At 51.9% G+C, this 15,781-nt stretch carries 24 protein-coding genes; all 24 read left to right on the top strand.

What is annotated here, in order from left to right; translation table 11 throughout:
- The 24 genes from ABLV17_RS24865 to ABLV17_RS24750 all read left to right on the top strand — a co-directional run bounded on the left by ABLV17_RS24865 (position 1) and on the right by ABLV17_RS24750 (position 15,763).
- Positions 1–582, top strand: a complete 582-nt coding sequence (locus ABLV17_RS24865) for a recombination protein NinG (protein WP_049056601.1) — start codon at positions 1–3, stop codon at positions 580–582.
- A complete protein-coding gene (locus tag ABLV17_RS24860; protein ID WP_049056600.1) occupies positions 579–719 on the top strand; it encodes a YlcG family protein in 141 nt (46 codons plus the stop codon). Before ABLV17_RS24865 ends, ABLV17_RS24860 begins: the two co-directional genes overlap by 4 nt.
- Complete coding sequence (locus tag ABLV17_RS24855; RefSeq protein WP_047053470.1) at positions 716–1,537, top strand: antitermination protein; 822 nt, start codon at positions 716–718, stop codon at positions 1,535–1,537. The genes ABLV17_RS24860 and ABLV17_RS24855 overlap by 4 nt, the downstream gene beginning before the upstream one ends.
- 157 nt (positions 1,538–1,694) lie before the next feature.
- Positions 1,695–2,117: a hypothetical protein gene (locus ABLV17_RS24850; protein ID WP_224108409.1), complete on the top strand. Its 423-nt coding sequence runs from the start codon at positions 1,695–1,697 to the stop codon at positions 2,115–2,117.
- 180 nt (positions 2,118–2,297) lie between these two features.
- Positions 2,298–2,597, top strand: coding sequence for a phage holin family protein (locus ABLV17_RS24845; RefSeq protein ID WP_058675830.1), 300 nt, complete (start codon positions 2,298–2,300; stop codon positions 2,595–2,597).
- Complete coding sequence (locus ABLV17_RS24840) at positions 2,594–3,136, top strand: glycosyl hydrolase 108 family protein (protein WP_058675829.1); 543 nt, start codon at positions 2,594–2,596, stop codon at positions 3,134–3,136. Before ABLV17_RS24845 ends, ABLV17_RS24840 begins: the two co-directional genes overlap by 4 nt.
- The gene (locus ABLV17_RS24835; protein WP_047077968.1) at positions 3,133–3,480 is read left to right on the top strand and encodes a hypothetical protein; all 348 of its coding nucleotides are present in this window, start codon (positions 3,133–3,135) and stop codon (positions 3,478–3,480) included. Before ABLV17_RS24840 ends, ABLV17_RS24835 begins: the two co-directional genes overlap by 4 nt.
- The gene (locus ABLV17_RS24830; protein WP_047053462.1) at positions 3,477–3,752 is read left to right on the top strand and encodes a hypothetical protein; all 276 of its coding nucleotides are present in this window, start codon (positions 3,477–3,479) and stop codon (positions 3,750–3,752) included. The genes ABLV17_RS24835 and ABLV17_RS24830 overlap by 4 nt, the downstream gene beginning before the upstream one ends.
- Entirely contained in the window at positions 3,703–3,897 is a 195-nt protein-coding gene (locus ABLV17_RS24825; protein WP_047053461.1) for a hypothetical protein, read from the top strand. The genes ABLV17_RS24830 and ABLV17_RS24825 overlap by 50 nt, the downstream gene beginning before the upstream one ends.
- A gap of 156 nt (positions 3,898–4,053) precedes the next feature.
- A complete protein-coding gene (locus ABLV17_RS24820; protein WP_162750169.1) occupies positions 4,054–4,251 on the top strand; it encodes a hypothetical protein in 198 nt (65 codons plus the stop codon).
- Between the two features lie 445 nt (positions 4,252–4,696).
- Positions 4,697–4,942 (top strand): DUF2560 family protein, encoded by a 246-nt coding sequence (locus ABLV17_RS24815; RefSeq protein WP_113373681.1) that lies wholly within the window; start codon positions 4,697–4,699, stop codon positions 4,940–4,942.
- A 200-nt stretch (positions 4,943–5,142) separates the two neighbouring features.
- A complete protein-coding gene (locus tag ABLV17_RS24810) occupies positions 5,143–6,135 on the top strand; it encodes a terminase small subunit (protein ID WP_113373682.1) in 993 nt (330 codons plus the stop codon).
- Positions 6,113–7,417 (top strand): terminase family protein, encoded by a 1,305-nt coding sequence (locus ABLV17_RS24805; protein WP_113373683.1) that lies wholly within the window; start codon positions 6,113–6,115, stop codon positions 7,415–7,417. Before ABLV17_RS24810 ends, ABLV17_RS24805 begins: the two co-directional genes overlap by 23 nt.
- 3 nt (positions 7,418–7,420) lie before the next feature.
- Positions 7,421–8,845 carry a DUF4055 domain-containing protein gene (locus ABLV17_RS24800; protein ID WP_113373684.1) on the top strand — a complete coding sequence of 475 codons (1,425 nt, stop codon included), beginning with the start codon at positions 7,421–7,423 and terminating at the stop codon, positions 8,843–8,845.
- Positions 8,829–9,941 (top strand): phage minor head protein, encoded by a 1,113-nt coding sequence (locus ABLV17_RS24795; protein ID WP_113373685.1) that lies wholly within the window; start codon positions 8,829–8,831, stop codon positions 9,939–9,941. The genes ABLV17_RS24800 and ABLV17_RS24795 overlap by 17 nt, the downstream gene beginning before the upstream one ends.
- Positions 9,942–10,047: 106 nt before the next feature.
- Positions 10,048–10,812: a DUF6651 domain-containing protein gene (locus ABLV17_RS24790; protein ID WP_113373686.1), complete on the top strand. Its 765-nt coding sequence runs from the start codon at positions 10,048–10,050 to the stop codon at positions 10,810–10,812.
- A gap of 87 nt (positions 10,813–10,899) precedes the next feature.
- Positions 10,900–12,036, top strand: coding sequence for a P22 phage major capsid protein family protein (locus tag ABLV17_RS24785; RefSeq protein WP_113373687.1), 1,137 nt, complete (start codon positions 10,900–10,902; stop codon positions 12,034–12,036).
- Positions 12,037–12,076: 40 nt separating this feature from the next.
- Positions 12,077–12,289, top strand: coding sequence for a hypothetical protein (locus tag ABLV17_RS24780; RefSeq protein WP_113373688.1), 213 nt, complete (start codon positions 12,077–12,079; stop codon positions 12,287–12,289).
- Between the two features lie 3 nt (positions 12,290–12,292).
- Positions 12,293–12,703, top strand: a complete 411-nt coding sequence (locus tag ABLV17_RS24775; protein WP_113373689.1) for a protein singed — start codon at positions 12,293–12,295, stop codon at positions 12,701–12,703.
- A gap of 1 nt (position 12,704) precedes the next feature.
- Positions 12,705–13,088 carry a glutamate 5-kinase gene (locus ABLV17_RS24770; protein WP_113373690.1) on the top strand — a complete coding sequence of 128 codons (384 nt, stop codon included), beginning with the start codon at positions 12,705–12,707 and terminating at the stop codon, positions 13,086–13,088.
- Position 13,089: 1 nt separating this feature from the next.
- Positions 13,090–13,641 (top strand): hypothetical protein, encoded by a 552-nt coding sequence (locus ABLV17_RS24765; protein ID WP_113373691.1) that lies wholly within the window; start codon positions 13,090–13,092, stop codon positions 13,639–13,641.
- Positions 13,638–14,030, top strand: coding sequence for a phage tail terminator-like protein (locus ABLV17_RS24760; protein ID WP_113373692.1), 393 nt, complete (start codon positions 13,638–13,640; stop codon positions 14,028–14,030). Before ABLV17_RS24765 ends, ABLV17_RS24760 begins: the two co-directional genes overlap by 4 nt.
- A gap of 23 nt (positions 14,031–14,053) precedes the next feature.
- Positions 14,054–15,226 (top strand): Ig domain-containing protein, encoded by a 1,173-nt coding sequence (locus ABLV17_RS24755; protein WP_113373693.1) that lies wholly within the window; start codon positions 14,054–14,056, stop codon positions 15,224–15,226.
- Between the two features lie 54 nt (positions 15,227–15,280).
- On the top strand, positions 15,281–15,763 hold the full coding sequence (locus ABLV17_RS24750) for a hypothetical protein (RefSeq protein WP_113373694.1): 483 nt from the start codon (positions 15,281–15,283) through the stop codon (positions 15,761–15,763).
- Positions 15,764–15,781 lie beyond the last annotated feature (18 nt).

The raw sequence follows: 15,781 nt of genomic DNA, 5'->3' as shown, positions 1-15,781 counted from the left end.
ATGGCAAAGAGACCCCAACGACGCTGCAAAATCTGCCGGGCGAAATTCACTCCAGCTTTCGAGAACCACCGCTGGTGCTCTCCTGAGCATGGCGCTGAATTTGCCATGCAGGAATTGGAGAAGAAGCGCGAAAAACAGGCGCATGCGAAAGCGAAGAAAGAGCGCGCCGAATGGCGTAAACGCAAAGCCTCGGTGAAGCCCCTCAGGCACTGGGAAGATATGACCCAGCGTGTCGTTAACGACTATATCCGCGAACGAGACTACGACTTGCCATGCATCAGCTGCGGCACTTTTGACACGGTTCAGTGGGAGGCAGGTCATTACCGTTCCCGCGGTAAAGCATCGCACCTGCGTTACAACGAGGACAACATTCACAAGCAGTGCCATCACTGCAACGTGCAGATGTCAGGAAACCAGCAGCAGTACCGCATTGGCCTGGTAGAGAAAATCGGCGCTGAGCGCGTCGAGGCGCTGGAAAACAACAACACCCCTCACCGATACACCATCGAAGAACTGGAAGGCATCAGACGCCATTACAGCGCGCTACGCCGTGCGCTAATAAAACAACGGGAGGCCGCATGAGCCGTGACGGTATCGAACGTATCCGCGAACGCTGGCAAAAGCTCCGCCTCTGCCGGCACCGCGGAACAGTAATGACCGATTATCGAATTTTGAAAAACTTTGTCCGCATTTATCAGTATCTGGGAGAAATAGCATGAACCTCGAAAATACAGTGAAATACCACTTCGCGAAGTCCACTATGATTAGCGATTCTCCACGAGCGACGACATCAGACTCATTAACCGGCACTGACATTATGGCTGCAATGGGCATGACACAGGAACGTGCTGCTATGGGGTATAGCGCTTTTCTGGGCAAGATGGGCATTAGCAACAATGATCGAGAACGAGCTATCGGTCTATTAGCTGAATATGCGCTGACAAAATGCGATAAAGTTGCCGCGCTGCGCAAGCTCGCGACGAACGTAAAACCTCAGGTTATTCAGATCCTCGCAACGTTCGCCTTTGAGGACTATTCGCGAAGCGCTTCCAGCAAAAAAAAATGTGACTGCTGCTGCGGTTCCGGATTCATCGACGTAGAGGTCTTCACCAACAAAGTATCGTATCCGGACGGCAAACCGCCGAAGTGGGTCAAAGTTACAAAGGGGATCTATCCATCATACTGGGAGGAGGTGAAGTCGGTCCGGGAGCAGGTCCGGGTGCTTTGCCAAAAGTGCAAGGGAAAAGGGACTGTTAGCGCTGCCTGTAACGACTGCCACGGTCGGGGGAAGGTAGTGAACCAGGATGAGACGGAGAAGCAGGGAGTGCCTGTCATGGGCAACTGCAAGCGCTGTGGTGGTCGTGGGTATGAGCGAATCCTCTCCACTGCTGTGCACAGTGCCATTTGCCAGGTAACGGATGCCATCACCCTGGATACATGGAAGAAGACGGTTAAACCATTTTTTGACGAACTGATCACTAAATTCGATATAGAAGAGGCATGGGCGGAGGGACAGCTCAAACAAATAACGCGCTGAGATATTTACTTTTCCCGAATTCGTGTTAATTTGTTCTAACGATGGGCATTGTCTGTTCACCGTTGATCAACCCGCCAGCGAGCGGGTTTTTTTATGGACATAAATTACCATTGCCATTCGCATGTGTATAATTCCCTGCTTTGCATCAGGCGATATTATGAGAAAGATTATTTTCCCAGCATTGTTTTTAGTGGCTTCCGCGCATGCCACTAACCAGCCAACGATGATGGTTTTCAAATGCTCTCCAGAACATTCTAAAAACAACACTATTGTTACTTGGCAAGATGTGAAGAAACAAGATGGCTGGCATCGTTATGCTAGCTGGAAAGATAAGGAGGGAGAGCATTATGGCATTGAGCTGTATTTCAATGGTTCATCGCCTAATAAGGATGGACAGATTGAGGATATATATGTGTTTGGCAATATGGATGGCCAGAAAAAAATATCAGGACCCGCAATCTCTATGATTCTCAATAAAAAGGCAAAGTTGCTAACTTACAGTATTACGAACGACTTGGTAGGGTCGGACGTGCACAACCCTCTGGAGAAAGGGACGTGCACCTTAAGCGATAAAGGTTAAATCTACTATCGAGCCACATCAGTATAACAACTTCATTAAAGCTGCCTTTTGGCGGCTTTTTTTATATCAGGCTCACGGGAATCATCTGCGACGAGCTTGGTTGATAAATCAGCCCAACGGTCCTGACCCTTTCAAACACACACAGCACCCCGTTTTTTCGGAGGTGATATGGCTAAACGTATGCAAGATAAAGAAAGCATTGCCGGAGTCTCATGGCTGATTGTCCTTGCTCTGTCATGCTGGGGCGGTCTTGTCCGATACCTGATTGACGTTAAGCAAAACAAAGCTACCTGGAGCTGGATTAACGCTCTCGCGCAAATCGTGGTTTCAGGATTCACCGGTGTCATCGGTGGGCTTGTCAGCATAGAAGGCGGCCTAAGTATTTACATGATTCTGGCCACTGCCGGTATCAGTGGGACTATGGGTTCTGTAGCGCTCACGTATTTCTGGGAGCGAATCACCGGAGTGAGAGCACAATGACAGCAGACAAGATTATCGAGGGTATCCTCGGCAAAGAGGGTGGTTATGTCGATCACCCCTCTGATAAAGGCGGCCCTACTCGCTGGGGTATCACGCAGAACACAGCGCGTGCATACGGTTACAAAGGCGATATGAAAGAGCTCCCTCGGGAAACTGCGAAAGAAATCTATATGCAGCAGTATTGGCTGGAGCCCAAATTTGACAAGATCGCCGAATTGTCACCATCAATCGCAGAAGAGTTATGCGATACCGGCGTCAACATGGGGCCGCGTGTTTCCACAACGTTCCTTCAGCGTTGGCTGACGGCACTGAACCAACGCGGCAAACTATATCCCGACCTGAAACCGGATGGCGTCATTGGGAACATCACGATCGCCGCGCTGCGCAGTTACCTAGCCGTACGGGGTAGCGCAGGGGTCACGGTGATACAGAAAGGGTTGAACTGCAGTCAGGGCGCACGGTATCTCGAACTTGCGGAAGCGCGGGAAGCCAATGAAGAATTTCTCTTCGGGTGGGTGAAGGAGAGAGTAAACCTATGAAGCTAATTATCTTCTTTCTGCTTGCGCTGGTGGTTGTTTTAACGTTGTTGCTGTTAAGAAAGTATACCCGGATTGAGTTTGTGGGACATGCTCGCCTGTTACTTAGAACTTGGTCTGTTCGTCTGGGGACTGCTGGCGCGCTGGTCGGTGTATGGGCGCAGTCATTCCCGGATGCCGCGCTTCATGCTTGGGCAATGCTGCCGCCGGATATCAAAAACATCCTTCCGCCAAATATCGTTGCACTAATTAGCCCTGCGCTGGTAGTGCTGGCGGTGCTCTCACAATATGTACGGCAGCCGGCATTGAAAGATAAGGCCGACAAACAGAAGGAGCCGAAGCAATGAGTTTTGAAATTATTGCTGAGCTGGTGGTCCTTATCCTGGGTGCTATCGCTGGTGCATTCGGTATTGGCCATGCTCGCGGTACCAGCAAGGCAGAAGCCAAATCAGCACAAACGCGTACTGAAGAGAAAGCCGCTGCTAGCGTCGCCGCGTCTGAACGGAAAGAGGAAGCCACAAGAGAGGCCTGCAATGTACAGCAGACAGTTAGCCATATGCCTGATGACGATGTTGATCGGGAGCTGCGCGAAAAGTTTACCCGCCCCGGTGGTGGTTGATACGGCCTGCAACTGGGTACGAATCATCTACCTGACCGACCACGATATCAATGTGCTGGATAAGCAGACCAAGCGCGACATTCTGGCGCACAACAAATCAGTGCTGGCCAATTGCTCGCAAATTACAGAGAAGGGTGCTAAGTAATACAGGGAAGGTCTAACTTATTGATATATATACTGCCACATTAGTAAAAATCTGAAAGCGAGACAATAGAGCGGTAAACAATGAAAAGTTTGTATCTAATTCATGGGCGCTAATGCACTATTGATTTTTAAATTCCTTCAATCTAAGAAGCTGCCCATGACGAAAAATTCACTTCCTAAACTTCCCCACGATTATCGTTACGGAGACGAACACTCAATCCAGCCTCATTCTGATGGGGAATATTTTGCGCCACAGGGGGGTGTTATCAAGTCTGTTGATCTTTCTAACGGAGTGGTTATCTATGTTCCTATCCAGCGCTACATTGAGCATTTAAATATATGGGTCACTGTCTAAGGAACCCTCGAGTAATTTGTTAGCAACCCACTTGGTTGGAGCGAATTGATCATTGGTATCAAAAGAACAGCATATACATCTTTTGTTCTGGTTCAATGTTCTGGATAGTAGTGAATAATTAATATAAAGGGCTTTTTCAGTAATTAAATGATATCGATAGCCAAAATGAAGCTATCATCTCGTAACTACTGCCAGCTAACACCGAAATGGCAGAGGTCAGTTATTAAGCAGAAAAGTCTCACCCGGGTGGCTCCTTAGAGATTTTAGTTTTCTAACTGGTATTAACCAAAGGTCGCATCTTTATGCGGCCTTTTTTATTGTGCGCAACAAGTATCCTGTAGGTAACCGCTCTGCTTGTATACGTGGCAAGGATAAATGCGAATGCATCACAGAGGCCATTCTCAGAGTGACCTCGATAATGCCCCACATCGCACAGAGGTAAGACATGTCAGAGATCACCGCATCCGAACAAATCCGCCTAGATATCATCAAGAAAGTTAACTACGACACTGCCGCGGCTAAGCTGGCCATTGATTGGGTTGGCGATAGCTATCTCAAAGCAGAGCTCTTTGCAGACTCTTTCGATCGTGTTTACACGGAAAGTGAGATTGTCTCGAAAACCCGAAAGGCGATTCAGGAAGCAACCGAAGAGCTGGCACTGTTTGATACAGTCACGGAGCAGTCCAGTTAAGTCGTTACAGCAGGTATTCTATGAGTGCATGTGATAATGACGATTTGTGGTGTACTTGTTAATCGTCAAAGAAGCAGGAGATAGAACGCAACTATCACGATGGCTACCCTACAGAGAGAGGCACACCCGAGCCAATATGTACACCACAACCCACACAGGCCACAGGCGTTCGCTGGTGGCTTTTTTTATTGGAGTAATCCATGGCAAAGCCGGACTGGGGCGAGCTTCAGCAACGGTTCCTGTCCGATCATGCCGCAACCGGCGTATCACCGAAGGATTGGTGTGAAGCGCAGGGACTGAATTACGCTACTGCCCGCCGATATATCAAGAAACCCACTGCGCAAACTGCGCAAAAACCTGCGCAGAAGAAATTGCGCACTGCGCAAAAGGAAAAGTGCGCAGAAGAGCTGGTGGATAGCAAACTGAGTCCAAAGGTAAAGCGCTTCATTGCCGAATACCTCAAGGACAATAACGCCACTGCCGCCGCAGAGCGAGCGGGTTATAGCGACCCAAACTATGGCCGTCAGCTTCTAACGAATCCTAACGTTACGCAGGCCATTGCGCAGCAGCAGAAAGCATCCATTGCGCGCACGCTGGGAAGTGCTGATGAAGTGCTTGAGCAGATGTGGCGGCTGGCAACTTTCGACGCCAACCAGCTTTCTCAGTATCGCCGCGGTAGCTGCCGTTACTGCTGGGGCTTCGGTCATCAGTATCAGTGGCGCGATGCCGTAGAGTACGAAGAGAAGCGCCTCGAAGCACTTGAGCGTAAACGTCGGGAACCTTTGGATGATGGGGGATACGGCTACGACCACACTAGCGCACCTAACCCGGAATGTCCTCGCTGCAATGGGGATGGTATCGGCCAGCCTTTCTTCGCTGATACGCGCAAGCTGGCGCCTGATGCAGCGCTTGCCTATTCCGGCGTGAAGCTCGGAAAGAACGGTGTGGAGATATCCGCTATCAGCCGCGAGCGAATGTTCGAGGCGGTGATGAAGCGTCTCGGCCTGGCTGATAGTGAATTCGCCCAGCGCCTGCAGCAGATAGAAATTGAGCGCCGGCAGCTGGAGATCGACAAACTTCGCAAAGAACTGGCCGCTGACCCGGAAGATGACGAACCAACGCCAGTTGCGATCAATATCAACGTAGTCGATGCGCGAGTGAGGGAAGAGGATGGCGATAGCACCGACGCTTAACGTTCCTCAGGCCAAATTCCTTGCGATGCAGTACAAGTTTAAGGCCTATGTCGCCGGCTTTGGTTCTGGCAAAACATGGGTCGGTTGCGGCGGCATCTGCAAAGGAATGTGGGAACACCCTAAAATCAACCAGGGTTACTTTGCCCCTACGTATCCGCAGATCCGTGACATCTTTTATCCCACCGTTGAGGAAGTAGCCAATGACTGGGGGCTGAATGTCAAAATCAACGAGGGGAACAAAGAGGTTCACTTCTACGCCGGGCGCCAGTACCGAGGAACGACAATTTGCCGCTCGATGGAGAAACCGCAAACCATCGTTGGTTTTAAAATCGGTAACGCGCTGATTGATGAGCTGGACGTAATGCCCGCCAAAAAGGCGCAGTTAGCCTGGCGAAAAATAATTGCTCGTATGCGTTACAACGTGGCCGGTCTTCGTAACGGGATCGACGTCACTACGACGCCGGAAGGGTTTAAATTCGTTTATCAGCAGTTCGCAAAGGCTGTACGCGATAAGCCTTCGCTCTCAACGCTGTACGGCCTGGTGCAGGCCTCGACGTTCGATAACGAAAAGAATCTGCCGCCGGACTATATCCCGTCGCTGATGGAGTCATACCCGCCAGAGCTGATCAAGGCTTATCTGCGTGGCCAGTTCACCAACCTTACCAGTGGGACGATTTACCATCAGTTTGACCGTAAGCTGAATAACTGTCGGGAGGAAGAGCAACCCGGTGAGCCGCTGTATATTGGTATGGATTTCAACGTCGGGAAGATGGCCGGTATTGTTCATGTATTACGTCTGGGGCTTCCATTTGCGGTGAATGAAATTGTGAAGGCTTACGACACCCCTGACATGATCCGCATCATCAAAGAACGGTTCTGGCTGTACGACGGCAAAGATTATCGCAAGGTGCGGGAAATCTATATTTACCCGGACGCTTCCGGCGATTCCCGCAAATCCAGCAATGCCAGCGCTACGGATATCGCCCAGCTTAAGCAGGCCGGCTTCAATGTTGTTGTTAATGCATCAAACCCGCCAGTGAAAGACCGCATCAACGCGATGAATGCCATGTTCTGCAATGGTAACGGTGAACGTCGCTACAAAGTGAATGTAAAGCGGTGCCCGGTGTACACCGAGTCGCTTGAGCAACAGGTTTGGGGTGAAAACGGTGAGCCGGATAAAACGGCGGATAACGATCACCCCAACGATGCCGGTGGGTATTTCATTGTGAAGCAATTCCCGATCATTAAACCGACTGGAAAAGTCACCCAACTGCGGATGTAAACCATGCCTGATATTTCAACGCCCAATCTCGACTATAACGACATGGTCGAGGCATGGGATATTAATGATGCGCTGATGGGCGGCACGCTGGAAATGCGCCGGCAGGGCAAGAAGTATCTCCCGAAATGGCCGAATGAAGATCCTGAGAGCTATAAGGAGCGTTTAGCTTCGGCAACGTTACTACCTGCCTATGAAGAGGCCATTAAACAAAACATCGGGCGAGTATTTGCTGAGCCGACGGTATTGAGTGAGAACTCTCCTGAACAAATACGGGAGCTGTCGCCAGATATTGATATGGAAGGAAACCGGCTCGATGTCTGGGCTCAGCAATTTTTCAGCATCGGATTCCAGTATGGTCTGGTACATGCGCTGGTGGATTTCCCGAAAATTGACCGGGAGGCAGTAAAAACTAAAGCCGACGAAAAAGCCGCGGGATCCCGCCCGTATGCCACGATGTTAAATCCTCGCCAGGTCATTGGCTGGAAATCGAAAGTGGTTAAAGGGAAAGTGGTGCTGACCGATCTGCGTATCAGAGAGGTCATCATTATTGATGGCGATGATTACGGGCAAACAAAAGTTGAGCAAATACGCCATATCATGCCGGGCAAGGTTGAAATATATCGCCGAAATAAAGGAGATAACGGCGAAAGCCAGTGGCAGATTCACGACGAGTGGGAAACCAGTCGCGATGACATTCCCCTGGTGACGCTCTATACGAAGCGAACAGGCTTTATGCGTGGTTCACCGCCACTGCTTAATCTCGCCTTACTGAATATCAAGCACTGGCAGAGTCAGAGTGAACAGGACAACATACTTCATGTCGCTCGCGTGCCGTTGCTGGTAGCTTACGGTCTGGCTGATGGCGAAACGTTGACGATAGGTTCTTCCTCTGCGACTCGTTTCGATGACCGCCAGCGGCAGGGACTGGAATATGTCGAGCATACCGGGGCTGCGATTGAAGCCGGTAAGATTTCCCTTGAGGATCTGGAAAACCAGATGCGTCAGGCCGGCGCAAAACTGCTGCGCGCGGAAAACACATCGACTAAATCCTTAGACCAGACTCACGAAGAGCGGATGCAGGAGAATTCACCTCTCTACACCATGGCAAGCTCGCTTGAGGATGCGCTCGATAATATCCTGCAAATTATGGCGGAATGGCTGGGCGAGAAAGAAGGCGGCAATGTCGATGTACGCACCGAACTGGATGTTTCAGCCCAGACGTTTGATGCCGCAGCTGCAACAGCTGTTCAGTCGCTCCGTCAGGGTGGTGATATACGTCAGGTCGATGCTGTTCGCGTATTGCAGGCTCTGAAATTTATTGATCCGGATGCGAAGCCCGAAGAGGTAATTGACGAGTTACGGAATCAGCAGGTCACGCTGGCCGGCGGACTGAGTAACCCGGGTGGTGCAAATGGCAACGGCGAATGACAAGCTTCAGGATGAATCGATAGCGCATGCGATATGGATGGCGCGGTACAGCACAAGCGTTGCAAACAGGATGATAAAAATCCTGAATGACAGCGATGCGGAACTGACGGCCAGATTGCTTGTGGCGATGGATAGCCTGGATACTGACAGCTTTACCGTGTCGCGACTGGAAGCGCTGCTCGTTAATGTCAGAGTTCTCAATCGTGAGGCTGTGCAGTCAATGTACGCGGGCCTATCTGATGAGCTGCAGCAACTCGCCCAGCACGAAGCAGGCTTTCAGATGAGCCTGTTCCAGTTTGCGATCCCCGATGATGTTCTATCGCTTCATCCACTGGTGGGCATTTCACCGGATGCCGTTTATGCAACTGCGATGGCACGGCCGTTTCAGGGGCGCCTGCTTTCGGAGTGGGCAGATAACCTTGAAGCTGACAGGATGGCTAGAATATCCAATACAGTGCGGCAGGGTTTTCTCCTGGGCGATACCCATGAGCAAATCGCCAGAAAGGTCCGGGGTCATGCTAACCGTGGCTATCAGGATGGCGCGTTGCAGATGAGCCGCTCCAATGCTGGCAGTATTGCAAAAACGGCTGTAGGGCATCTTGCTTCGACTGCCAGGAAAAGCTTTGCAGACGCGAACGATGACATTTTGAAGGGTAAGCAGTGGTTATCCACTTTGGATAACCGTACATCAAAAGACTGTCGGATTCGCGACCGCCTCAAGTACACACTTGATAACAAGCCGATCGGCCATAAGATGCCGTATCTGCAGGGCCCCGGGAAAATCCATTTCTGCTGTCGCAGCGTCGAAACCTACATCCTGAAATCGTCTGATGAGCTCGGTATTGCTGTAGGGCAAATATCCGATAGCTCACGTGCCAGCATGGACGGGCAGGTGCCTTCGGGTACCGATTATCAGGGCTGGTTCTCGCGCCAGTCGTTCACGCGCCAGTCCCAGATCGTTGGCGTAACTCGGGCCCGGCTGATTCGTGACGGCGGCATGTCGCCCGATGACTTCTACAACGACAAGGGCGAATGGCTGACTCTGGAACAACTGCGTAACCTGGATGCTCAGGCGTTCAGCAACGCCAGACTTTAAAGCTTTTTAAGTCTTCAATCAGGCTGCCTCCGGGCGGCCTTTTTTTATTGCCGTGATCCGGATGGTGAGCGGTGAAACGGTCGGATGACCCCAAAAAGGTAACCACATGAAACTGAAAACAGTCGAAGTTAACGGCAAAAGTTATGCAGAAGTTGATGCCAGCGGTTTACCCGTCTACGTTCACGATGACGGCCAGGAAGTTGGTTTTGATGCTGTGCAGGCCGTTGGGAAAATCTCCTCTCTGAATGGCGAGGCGAAATCTCATCGTGAAGCCAAAGAAGCAGCTGAAGCCGGTCTGGCCAAGTTTGCCAAAATCGGTGATCCGGCGAAGGCGCTCGAAGCGCTGGAGATGATGACTAAAATCGACCAGAAAAAACTGATCGACGCAGGTGCTGTTGATCAGGTTAAAGCGGATATCACCAAATCCTTCCAGGCGCAGCTTGATGAAGCTACCCAGCGTGCGACGACCCTTGAAGGCCAGCTTTATCAGGAAATGATCGGCGGCCGTTTCTCTGGGTCGAAATTCATCGCAGATAAAGTAGCAATCCCGGCAGATATGCTTCAGGCGCGGTTCGGTCAGTCCTTCAAAGTCGAGGATGGCAAAGTCGTTGCCTATGACGGTTCAGGCAACAAAATTTATTCCCGCTCTAAACCGGGCGAACTGGCGGCCTTTGATGAGGCGCTGGAGTTCCTGGTGGAGCAGTACCCACAGAAAGACCACATTCTGAAGGCCAGCGGCAACCAGGGAGGCGGCTCACGGCAGTCTCAGCATTCACTCGGGCAGAAAACGATGAAACGCGATGCGTTTACCAGTTTGAGCCCGACAGATCAGCAATCAACTCTCAAAGACGGTATCACCATCGTCGATTAATTCTTTGCCAGCCGCCGGATGGCTGCTGGTGCCGGAGCTGGATAGCTCAACCAACCCTATATTTTAATCTCCAAGGAATCCATACACATGGCTAATACGCTTACCGGGTTGATCCCGACTATCTTCACGGCTCTGGATACCGTATCTCGCGAACAGGTCGGTTTTATCCCGGCTGTATCGCGCAATGCGAAAGCTGATGCGGCGGCGAAGGACCAGACTGTTACTGCGCCGGTTGCGCCACCGGCAACCACTGTTGATATTACCCCGGGGGCTACTGCGCCTAATGACGGTGACCAGACGATCGGCAGCGTTGATGTCAAAATCACCAAATCCAAAATGGCCCCGGTCAAATGGAACGGTGAGGAACAACTGGCGCTGGGGCCTGCAGGGACATACAACACCATCCTTGCTGATCAGTTTAAGCAGGCTTTTCGAGCGCTGGCTAATGAGATGGATGCAGATCTCGCGGCTTTGTATTTCGCTTCCTCCCGCGCTGTCGGTACGGCTGGTACTGCTCCATTCGGGATTGCGGGCGATCTGTCAGATGCGGCAAATGCGCGCCAGGTATTGTCCGATAACGGCTCCCCGACTACCGATTTGCAGATGGTCCTTGGTTCCTCTGCGATTGCTAACCTCCGTGGTAAACAGTCAGTTCTGTTCAAGGTGAACGAGTCTGGTACCGATGCGCTGCTGCGTGAAGGTATCGTGGGCCGTCTGGAGGGATTCAACATCCACGAATCTGCACACGTCAAAAAACGTGCAGCATCGGCTGCCGCTGATTATCTGGTAAATGGTGCAAAATCTGAGGGTGACATCCTGATCGCGATTGATACCGGCACGGGTTCTTTCACGGCAGGTGATATTGTGACGTTTGACGGTGACAGCAACAAATACCTCGTTGCTGCAGCTACTGCTACCACTATTACCCTGGCGGCACCGGGCTTGCGTCAGGCGCTGGCGGATAACTCCGCGATTACTACCGTAGGTGGATATACCGCAAACATGGCATTCGACCGTAACGCGTTCCTGCTGGCTGCGCGTACCCCGGCAATGCCGCAGGGCGGTGATACTGCGGATGACGTCATGAACGTTACTGACCCGGTGTCAGGCATCACTTATCAGGTTGCTCTGTACCGCCAGTATCGCCAGGTGCGTTACGAAGTCGGTTTGTCCTGGGGCGTAGCAGCAGTTAAGTCGGCGCACTCAGCGTTGTTGCTGGGCTGATAAATAGGGGCTTCGGCCCCTTTATTTTTGTGGAGGGCTTATGGCCGGATTAACAAAAGAGCAGCGCGCACAACGAGCTGCTGAGCAAACTGCGTTTACGCAGGCGGATAACAACGTATCTGTATCGACCACATCGCAGTTGGTGGCGATGGTTACCGATTTCCCGGCATTCCCCGGCGCTCCTAATACCGCCAACGTTCACCTTGATGAAGTGGAGAACTGGAAGGCGCACGGCTGGAAAGAAATGGAGTGATGCATGATCACTTTCATCACTGTTGAAGATGTCAATTCGATTCTCGGTGCCACCTGGGCGGTTGAAAGCAAAAAAACCAAATCTGTGCTGATGGCTAATACCTGGATGAATGGGCTTAACCTGAGAATGCCGTGCGATAAGGCAACTCACGAAACCATCATTCCTGACGATGTAAAACAGGCAGGCGCCTATGCGGCGCTGGCGGCGGCAAATGGTGGGTTGTATCAGCAGAAAACTGATTCTGGCGTGCTCCTCAGCAAGACGGTAGATGCCGACGATGTCAGCGTTTCGAAGACTTTCGCAGAACTCGCTACCAACAGCTCGGCATTGCTTGATTCTGATCTGCAGCTGGCGCTTGCAATGCTAAAGCCATATGGCGTTAGTCAGTCTCAGGTGCGGCTGGTAAGGGGGTGATGTGGGGATTCGTGACGAATTGCAGGTTGAAGTTGCCGCGGCATTTAATACCGACCTGCAGGATGCCGTTAAGGATTTCACTGGGGCATACACCGTTCGGGGTGCCTGGGACCCGGTGATGGAAACCGGCACTGAAGCGCAGGTGACTTACTCGGGGCGCGGAGTGCTGGCGCGCTATAAACTCCGCCGCATCGATGGTGTTAACATCCTTCATGGTGATGTGAAACTCACCGCCCTCGTTAATGAGGTCACCGACAAGCCAGCGGTTGAGCACATCATCACGGCACCTGACCCGATTACTGGCGTACTCCAGCGCTATGAGGTCATTACCGCTTCTGCAGACTCTGCTGGCGCTGCGTACTCCATTCAACTGCGGAGGGCGTGATATGGCTAAGGGCTGGAACATTGACCCGGCGGCATTCGCCGGGCTGGTGGAGGACGACGTCAGGTTACGGCAAAGAACCATCGCCATTCAGTTGCTGAATGAAATCGTCCAGCGATCGCCTGTAGGTAACCCGGAGTTATGGGCCATAAACGCCACCGCGGTTCAGTACAACAAAGCGGTAGGTGAATGGAACGAAGCTCTTTATGCCGATTCTGCCAACCTGACAAAGACTGGCCGTCTCAGAAAGAAAGTCCGTGTTAACGATGGCATGGATATCAGGCGTCCGGCTGAGTATCGAGCAGGAACCTTTCGGGCGTCGCATTTTGTCAGCATCGGCGAACCGGATCAGTCAATACCATCCGAGCCTGACCCGCGCGGAACAATGACATTCCTCAACGGGAAAAATATCATCAATCAGGCGCCGGCCTACTCGGTGATTTACATTCAGTCAAACCTCCCTTACTCCGTACCGCTGGAGAATGGCCACTCTACGCAAGCGCCGACAGGCGTCTATGCCGTCTCATTTAATGGTGTGATTCAGGCCTACAAATGACCCTCACAGAAATAAGAAACGTTGTCATCAGACGAATGACGACGCAGACCGCTATTGCCCAGGATGCGGTGGACTACCCAAACGGTCCTGTATTCGATCTCAGCGGTCGAAAAATCTGGGCGCGTCTTACTGACATACCCGGACAAGCAGGTGCTAACGAAATTGGAGCGGGGCCGACTGTCCACCGAACAGGGGTTCTCATCATCCAGCTTTTCGTCCCTGTTGGTTCAGGCACTCTGCAGCTGACTCAGGCCGCCGACAAATTAACGCAACTCTTCGAGTTTCAGGACGACGGAGCACTGAGTTATTTCGCCGTATCCGCCATCCCGGCAGGTGAAACCGATGGCTGGTCTCAGCTCAATCTTCAAATCCCTTATCGCGCTCTGTAGCGCACAATCAACAGGAGGCACCTGTGAGTTCAGGCGCAAAAGTAGTTACCGCGTTTATTCGCGAAACCACACCGGGAGAGACACCCTCTGCTGGTGTCTGGAACCTGTTACGCCGTTCGTCGTTCGGGCTGATGCCAACGCAGAACACCAACGATAACGATGAAATCGGCGGTGACCGTATGGCACAGGGCGTTTCCCGTGGCACGATTGATGTCGGCGGTGATGTCGGCACCAAATTTCGCTGGAATCAGCATGATGATTTTCTGGCGAGCTGTTTCGGAGCGGATTGGCTCGATAATGTGCTGACGATGGGCAACAACCGCATTACTTTTTCAGTTTCTTCATACGCTGATGATGTAGGGATCGCACAGATTGCCCGCGGTTGCCAGGTTGCCACTTTCCAGATTGAAATCCCGAATGATGGCGACATCACTTCGACCATTACATTCGCCGGGCTTGACTGGGAAACCAAAGCCGACGATACCAGCTATTTCACTAACCCGGTGGATGGTGCTGGCGCGCTGCGCTATTCGTTTAAGGAAGTGACAGGCCTGAGTCTGAACGGGGTGGCGGGTGGTGCCGGCTTCTGTGTGGATACGTTTAATATCCAGTTTGATAACAACATGCAGACTCAGCGCTGTATCGGTACCGGCTCAGCATTTGCTGGCGCAAACATTCCGACGACCTTTACACCGTCTGGTCAGATCACTCTGTCATGGTCCAAGGCGGCCTGGGAGATCTACAAAAAAACCTTCACCGGCGAAACAGTGCCGTTTACCTTCACGCTGGAGAACGCCGAAGGCGCTTATACCTTCAGTTTTCCTGAAGTGCAAATTTCTGGCGACTGGCCGGACGCCGGGAATACTGACATCGTACAGGTTCAGCTTGATATCACGGCCGCCAATACGCCGCCAACCATTACCCGCGCGCCAAAAGTACCGGCGACGGCAATCAGTGTTGCGCCAGCCACTTCAAATGGCGCAGTCGGCTCTACGGTGACATTAACCGCCACGCTTACGCCTGCTGATTCAACAGATATCGTCCAGTGGACGTCATCGGATCCTGCGATTGCCAGTGTAGTTTCTACCGGGCAAAAAACGGCGAAAGTGACCCGCAATGCTGCCGGGAACGCCACGATCACCGGGAAGGCTCGCACCTTTACGGCAACCTCTGAAATCACTGTCACCGCACCTTAATTTCCCTGACCCGTTTCGCAGAACATCGCGGTTCGGGCTTTTTATGGAGTCTGTATGCTGATTATTTCGTCTCGACTTGATCTGAGTGGCGAGCGTTGGTTCTTCCCTTTTAAAAAGCCTGATGGCCGTAAAAAGAAATTCACACCTGAAGAAGAAGCACTGTTTAAACTTCGCCTGCTGGTGGCCAGCAGCGAGAATCCACAATACCGCTCACGCAATGCGCTGGTGCGGCGCCATATCGACAAAATGGACGCGAGCTATCAGGTCGGTACCGACGCGTTCGATCTCGCCAGCGTGGGTGAAATTGACTCAATTGATGATCTGCTCATCGATAACTGCGCGCGCTTTCTTTTGAAAGACTGGGAGGGAGTAGGTGAGCTGGTGGATGGTATTGAGACGGCGGTTGCGTATACGCCTGAACTTGGCGTCGCGTTACTGAAGCAGAATCCCTCGTTGTATTGGCTGATTCTGGCAGAGGCTGCGAACATAGCTCAGGGTAAGGAGCAGCAGACTCAGGAAACCGTAAAAAAGCCCTAGAGGCGCAGACGTGGCTAA

The organism is Klebsiella sp. CN_Kp091 (assembly GCF_040065095.1).
Lineage (GTDB): Bacteria > Pseudomonadota > Gammaproteobacteria > Enterobacterales > Enterobacteriaceae > Klebsiella > Klebsiella aerogenes.
The sequence above is the reverse complement of the archived record's forward strand: the minus strand, read 5'-3'. Positions and strand labels throughout refer to the sequence as shown.

Bases quoted from the DNA above. Each gene is read 5' to 3' on its own strand.
- ABLV17_RS24835 (WP_047077968.1), top strand. From the start codon at position 3,133: ATGAAGCTAATTATCTTCTTTCTGCTTGCGCTGGTGGTTGTTTTAACG.
- ABLV17_RS24845 (WP_058675830.1), top strand. From the start codon at position 2,298: ATGCAAGATAAAGAAAGCATTGCCGGAGTCTCATGGCTGATTGTCCTT.
- ABLV17_RS24785 (WP_113373687.1), top strand. From the start codon at position 10,900: ATGGCTAATACGCTTACCGGGTTGATCCCGACTATCTTCACGGCTCTG.
- ABLV17_RS24800 (WP_113373684.1), top strand. From the start codon at position 7,421: ATGCCTGATATTTCAACGCCCAATCTCGACTATAACGACATGGTCGAG.
- ABLV17_RS24805 (WP_113373683.1), top strand. From the start codon at position 6,113: ATGGCGATAGCACCGACGCTTAACGTTCCTCAGGCCAAATTCCTTGCG.
- ABLV17_RS24760 (WP_113373692.1), top strand. From the start codon at position 13,638: ATGACCCTCACAGAAATAAGAAACGTTGTCATCAGACGAATGACGACG.
- ABLV17_RS24865 (WP_049056601.1), top strand. From the start codon at position 1: ATGGCAAAGAGACCCCAACGACGCTGCAAAATCTGCCGGGCGAAATTC.
- ABLV17_RS24855 (WP_047053470.1), top strand. From the start codon at position 716: ATGAACCTCGAAAATACAGTGAAATACCACTTCGCGAAGTCCACTATG.
- ABLV17_RS24790 (WP_113373686.1), top strand. From the start codon at position 10,048: ATGAAACTGAAAACAGTCGAAGTTAACGGCAAAAGTTATGCAGAAGTT.
- ABLV17_RS24860 (WP_049056600.1), top strand. From the start codon at position 579: ATGAGCCGTGACGGTATCGAACGTATCCGCGAACGCTGGCAAAAGCTC.
- ABLV17_RS24830 (WP_047053462.1), top strand. From the start codon at position 3,477: ATGAGTTTTGAAATTATTGCTGAGCTGGTGGTCCTTATCCTGGGTGCT.
- ABLV17_RS24810 (WP_113373682.1), top strand. From the start codon at position 5,143: ATGGCAAAGCCGGACTGGGGCGAGCTTCAGCAACGGTTCCTGTCCGAT.
- ABLV17_RS24820 (WP_162750169.1), top strand. From the start codon at position 4,054: ATGACGAAAAATTCACTTCCTAAACTTCCCCACGATTATCGTTACGGA.
- ABLV17_RS24795 (WP_113373685.1), top strand. From the start codon at position 8,829: ATGGCAACGGCGAATGACAAGCTTCAGGATGAATCGATAGCGCATGCG.
- ABLV17_RS24825 (WP_047053461.1), top strand. From the start codon at position 3,703: ATGTTGATCGGGAGCTGCGCGAAAAGTTTACCCGCCCCGGTGGTGGTT.
- ABLV17_RS24765 (WP_113373691.1), top strand. From the start codon at position 13,090: ATGGCTAAGGGCTGGAACATTGACCCGGCGGCATTCGCCGGGCTGGTG.
- ABLV17_RS24850 (WP_224108409.1), top strand. From the start codon at position 1,695: ATGAGAAAGATTATTTTCCCAGCATTGTTTTTAGTGGCTTCCGCGCAT.
- ABLV17_RS24840 (WP_058675829.1), top strand. From the start codon at position 2,594: ATGACAGCAGACAAGATTATCGAGGGTATCCTCGGCAAAGAGGGTGGT.
- ABLV17_RS24780 (WP_113373688.1), top strand. From the start codon at position 12,077: ATGGCCGGATTAACAAAAGAGCAGCGCGCACAACGAGCTGCTGAGCAA.
- ABLV17_RS24815 (WP_113373681.1), top strand. From the start codon at position 4,697: ATGTCAGAGATCACCGCATCCGAACAAATCCGCCTAGATATCATCAAG.
- ABLV17_RS24775 (WP_113373689.1), top strand. From the start codon at position 12,293: ATGATCACTTTCATCACTGTTGAAGATGTCAATTCGATTCTCGGTGCC.
- ABLV17_RS24750 (WP_113373694.1), top strand. From the start codon at position 15,281: ATGCTGATTATTTCGTCTCGACTTGATCTGAGTGGCGAGCGTTGGTTC.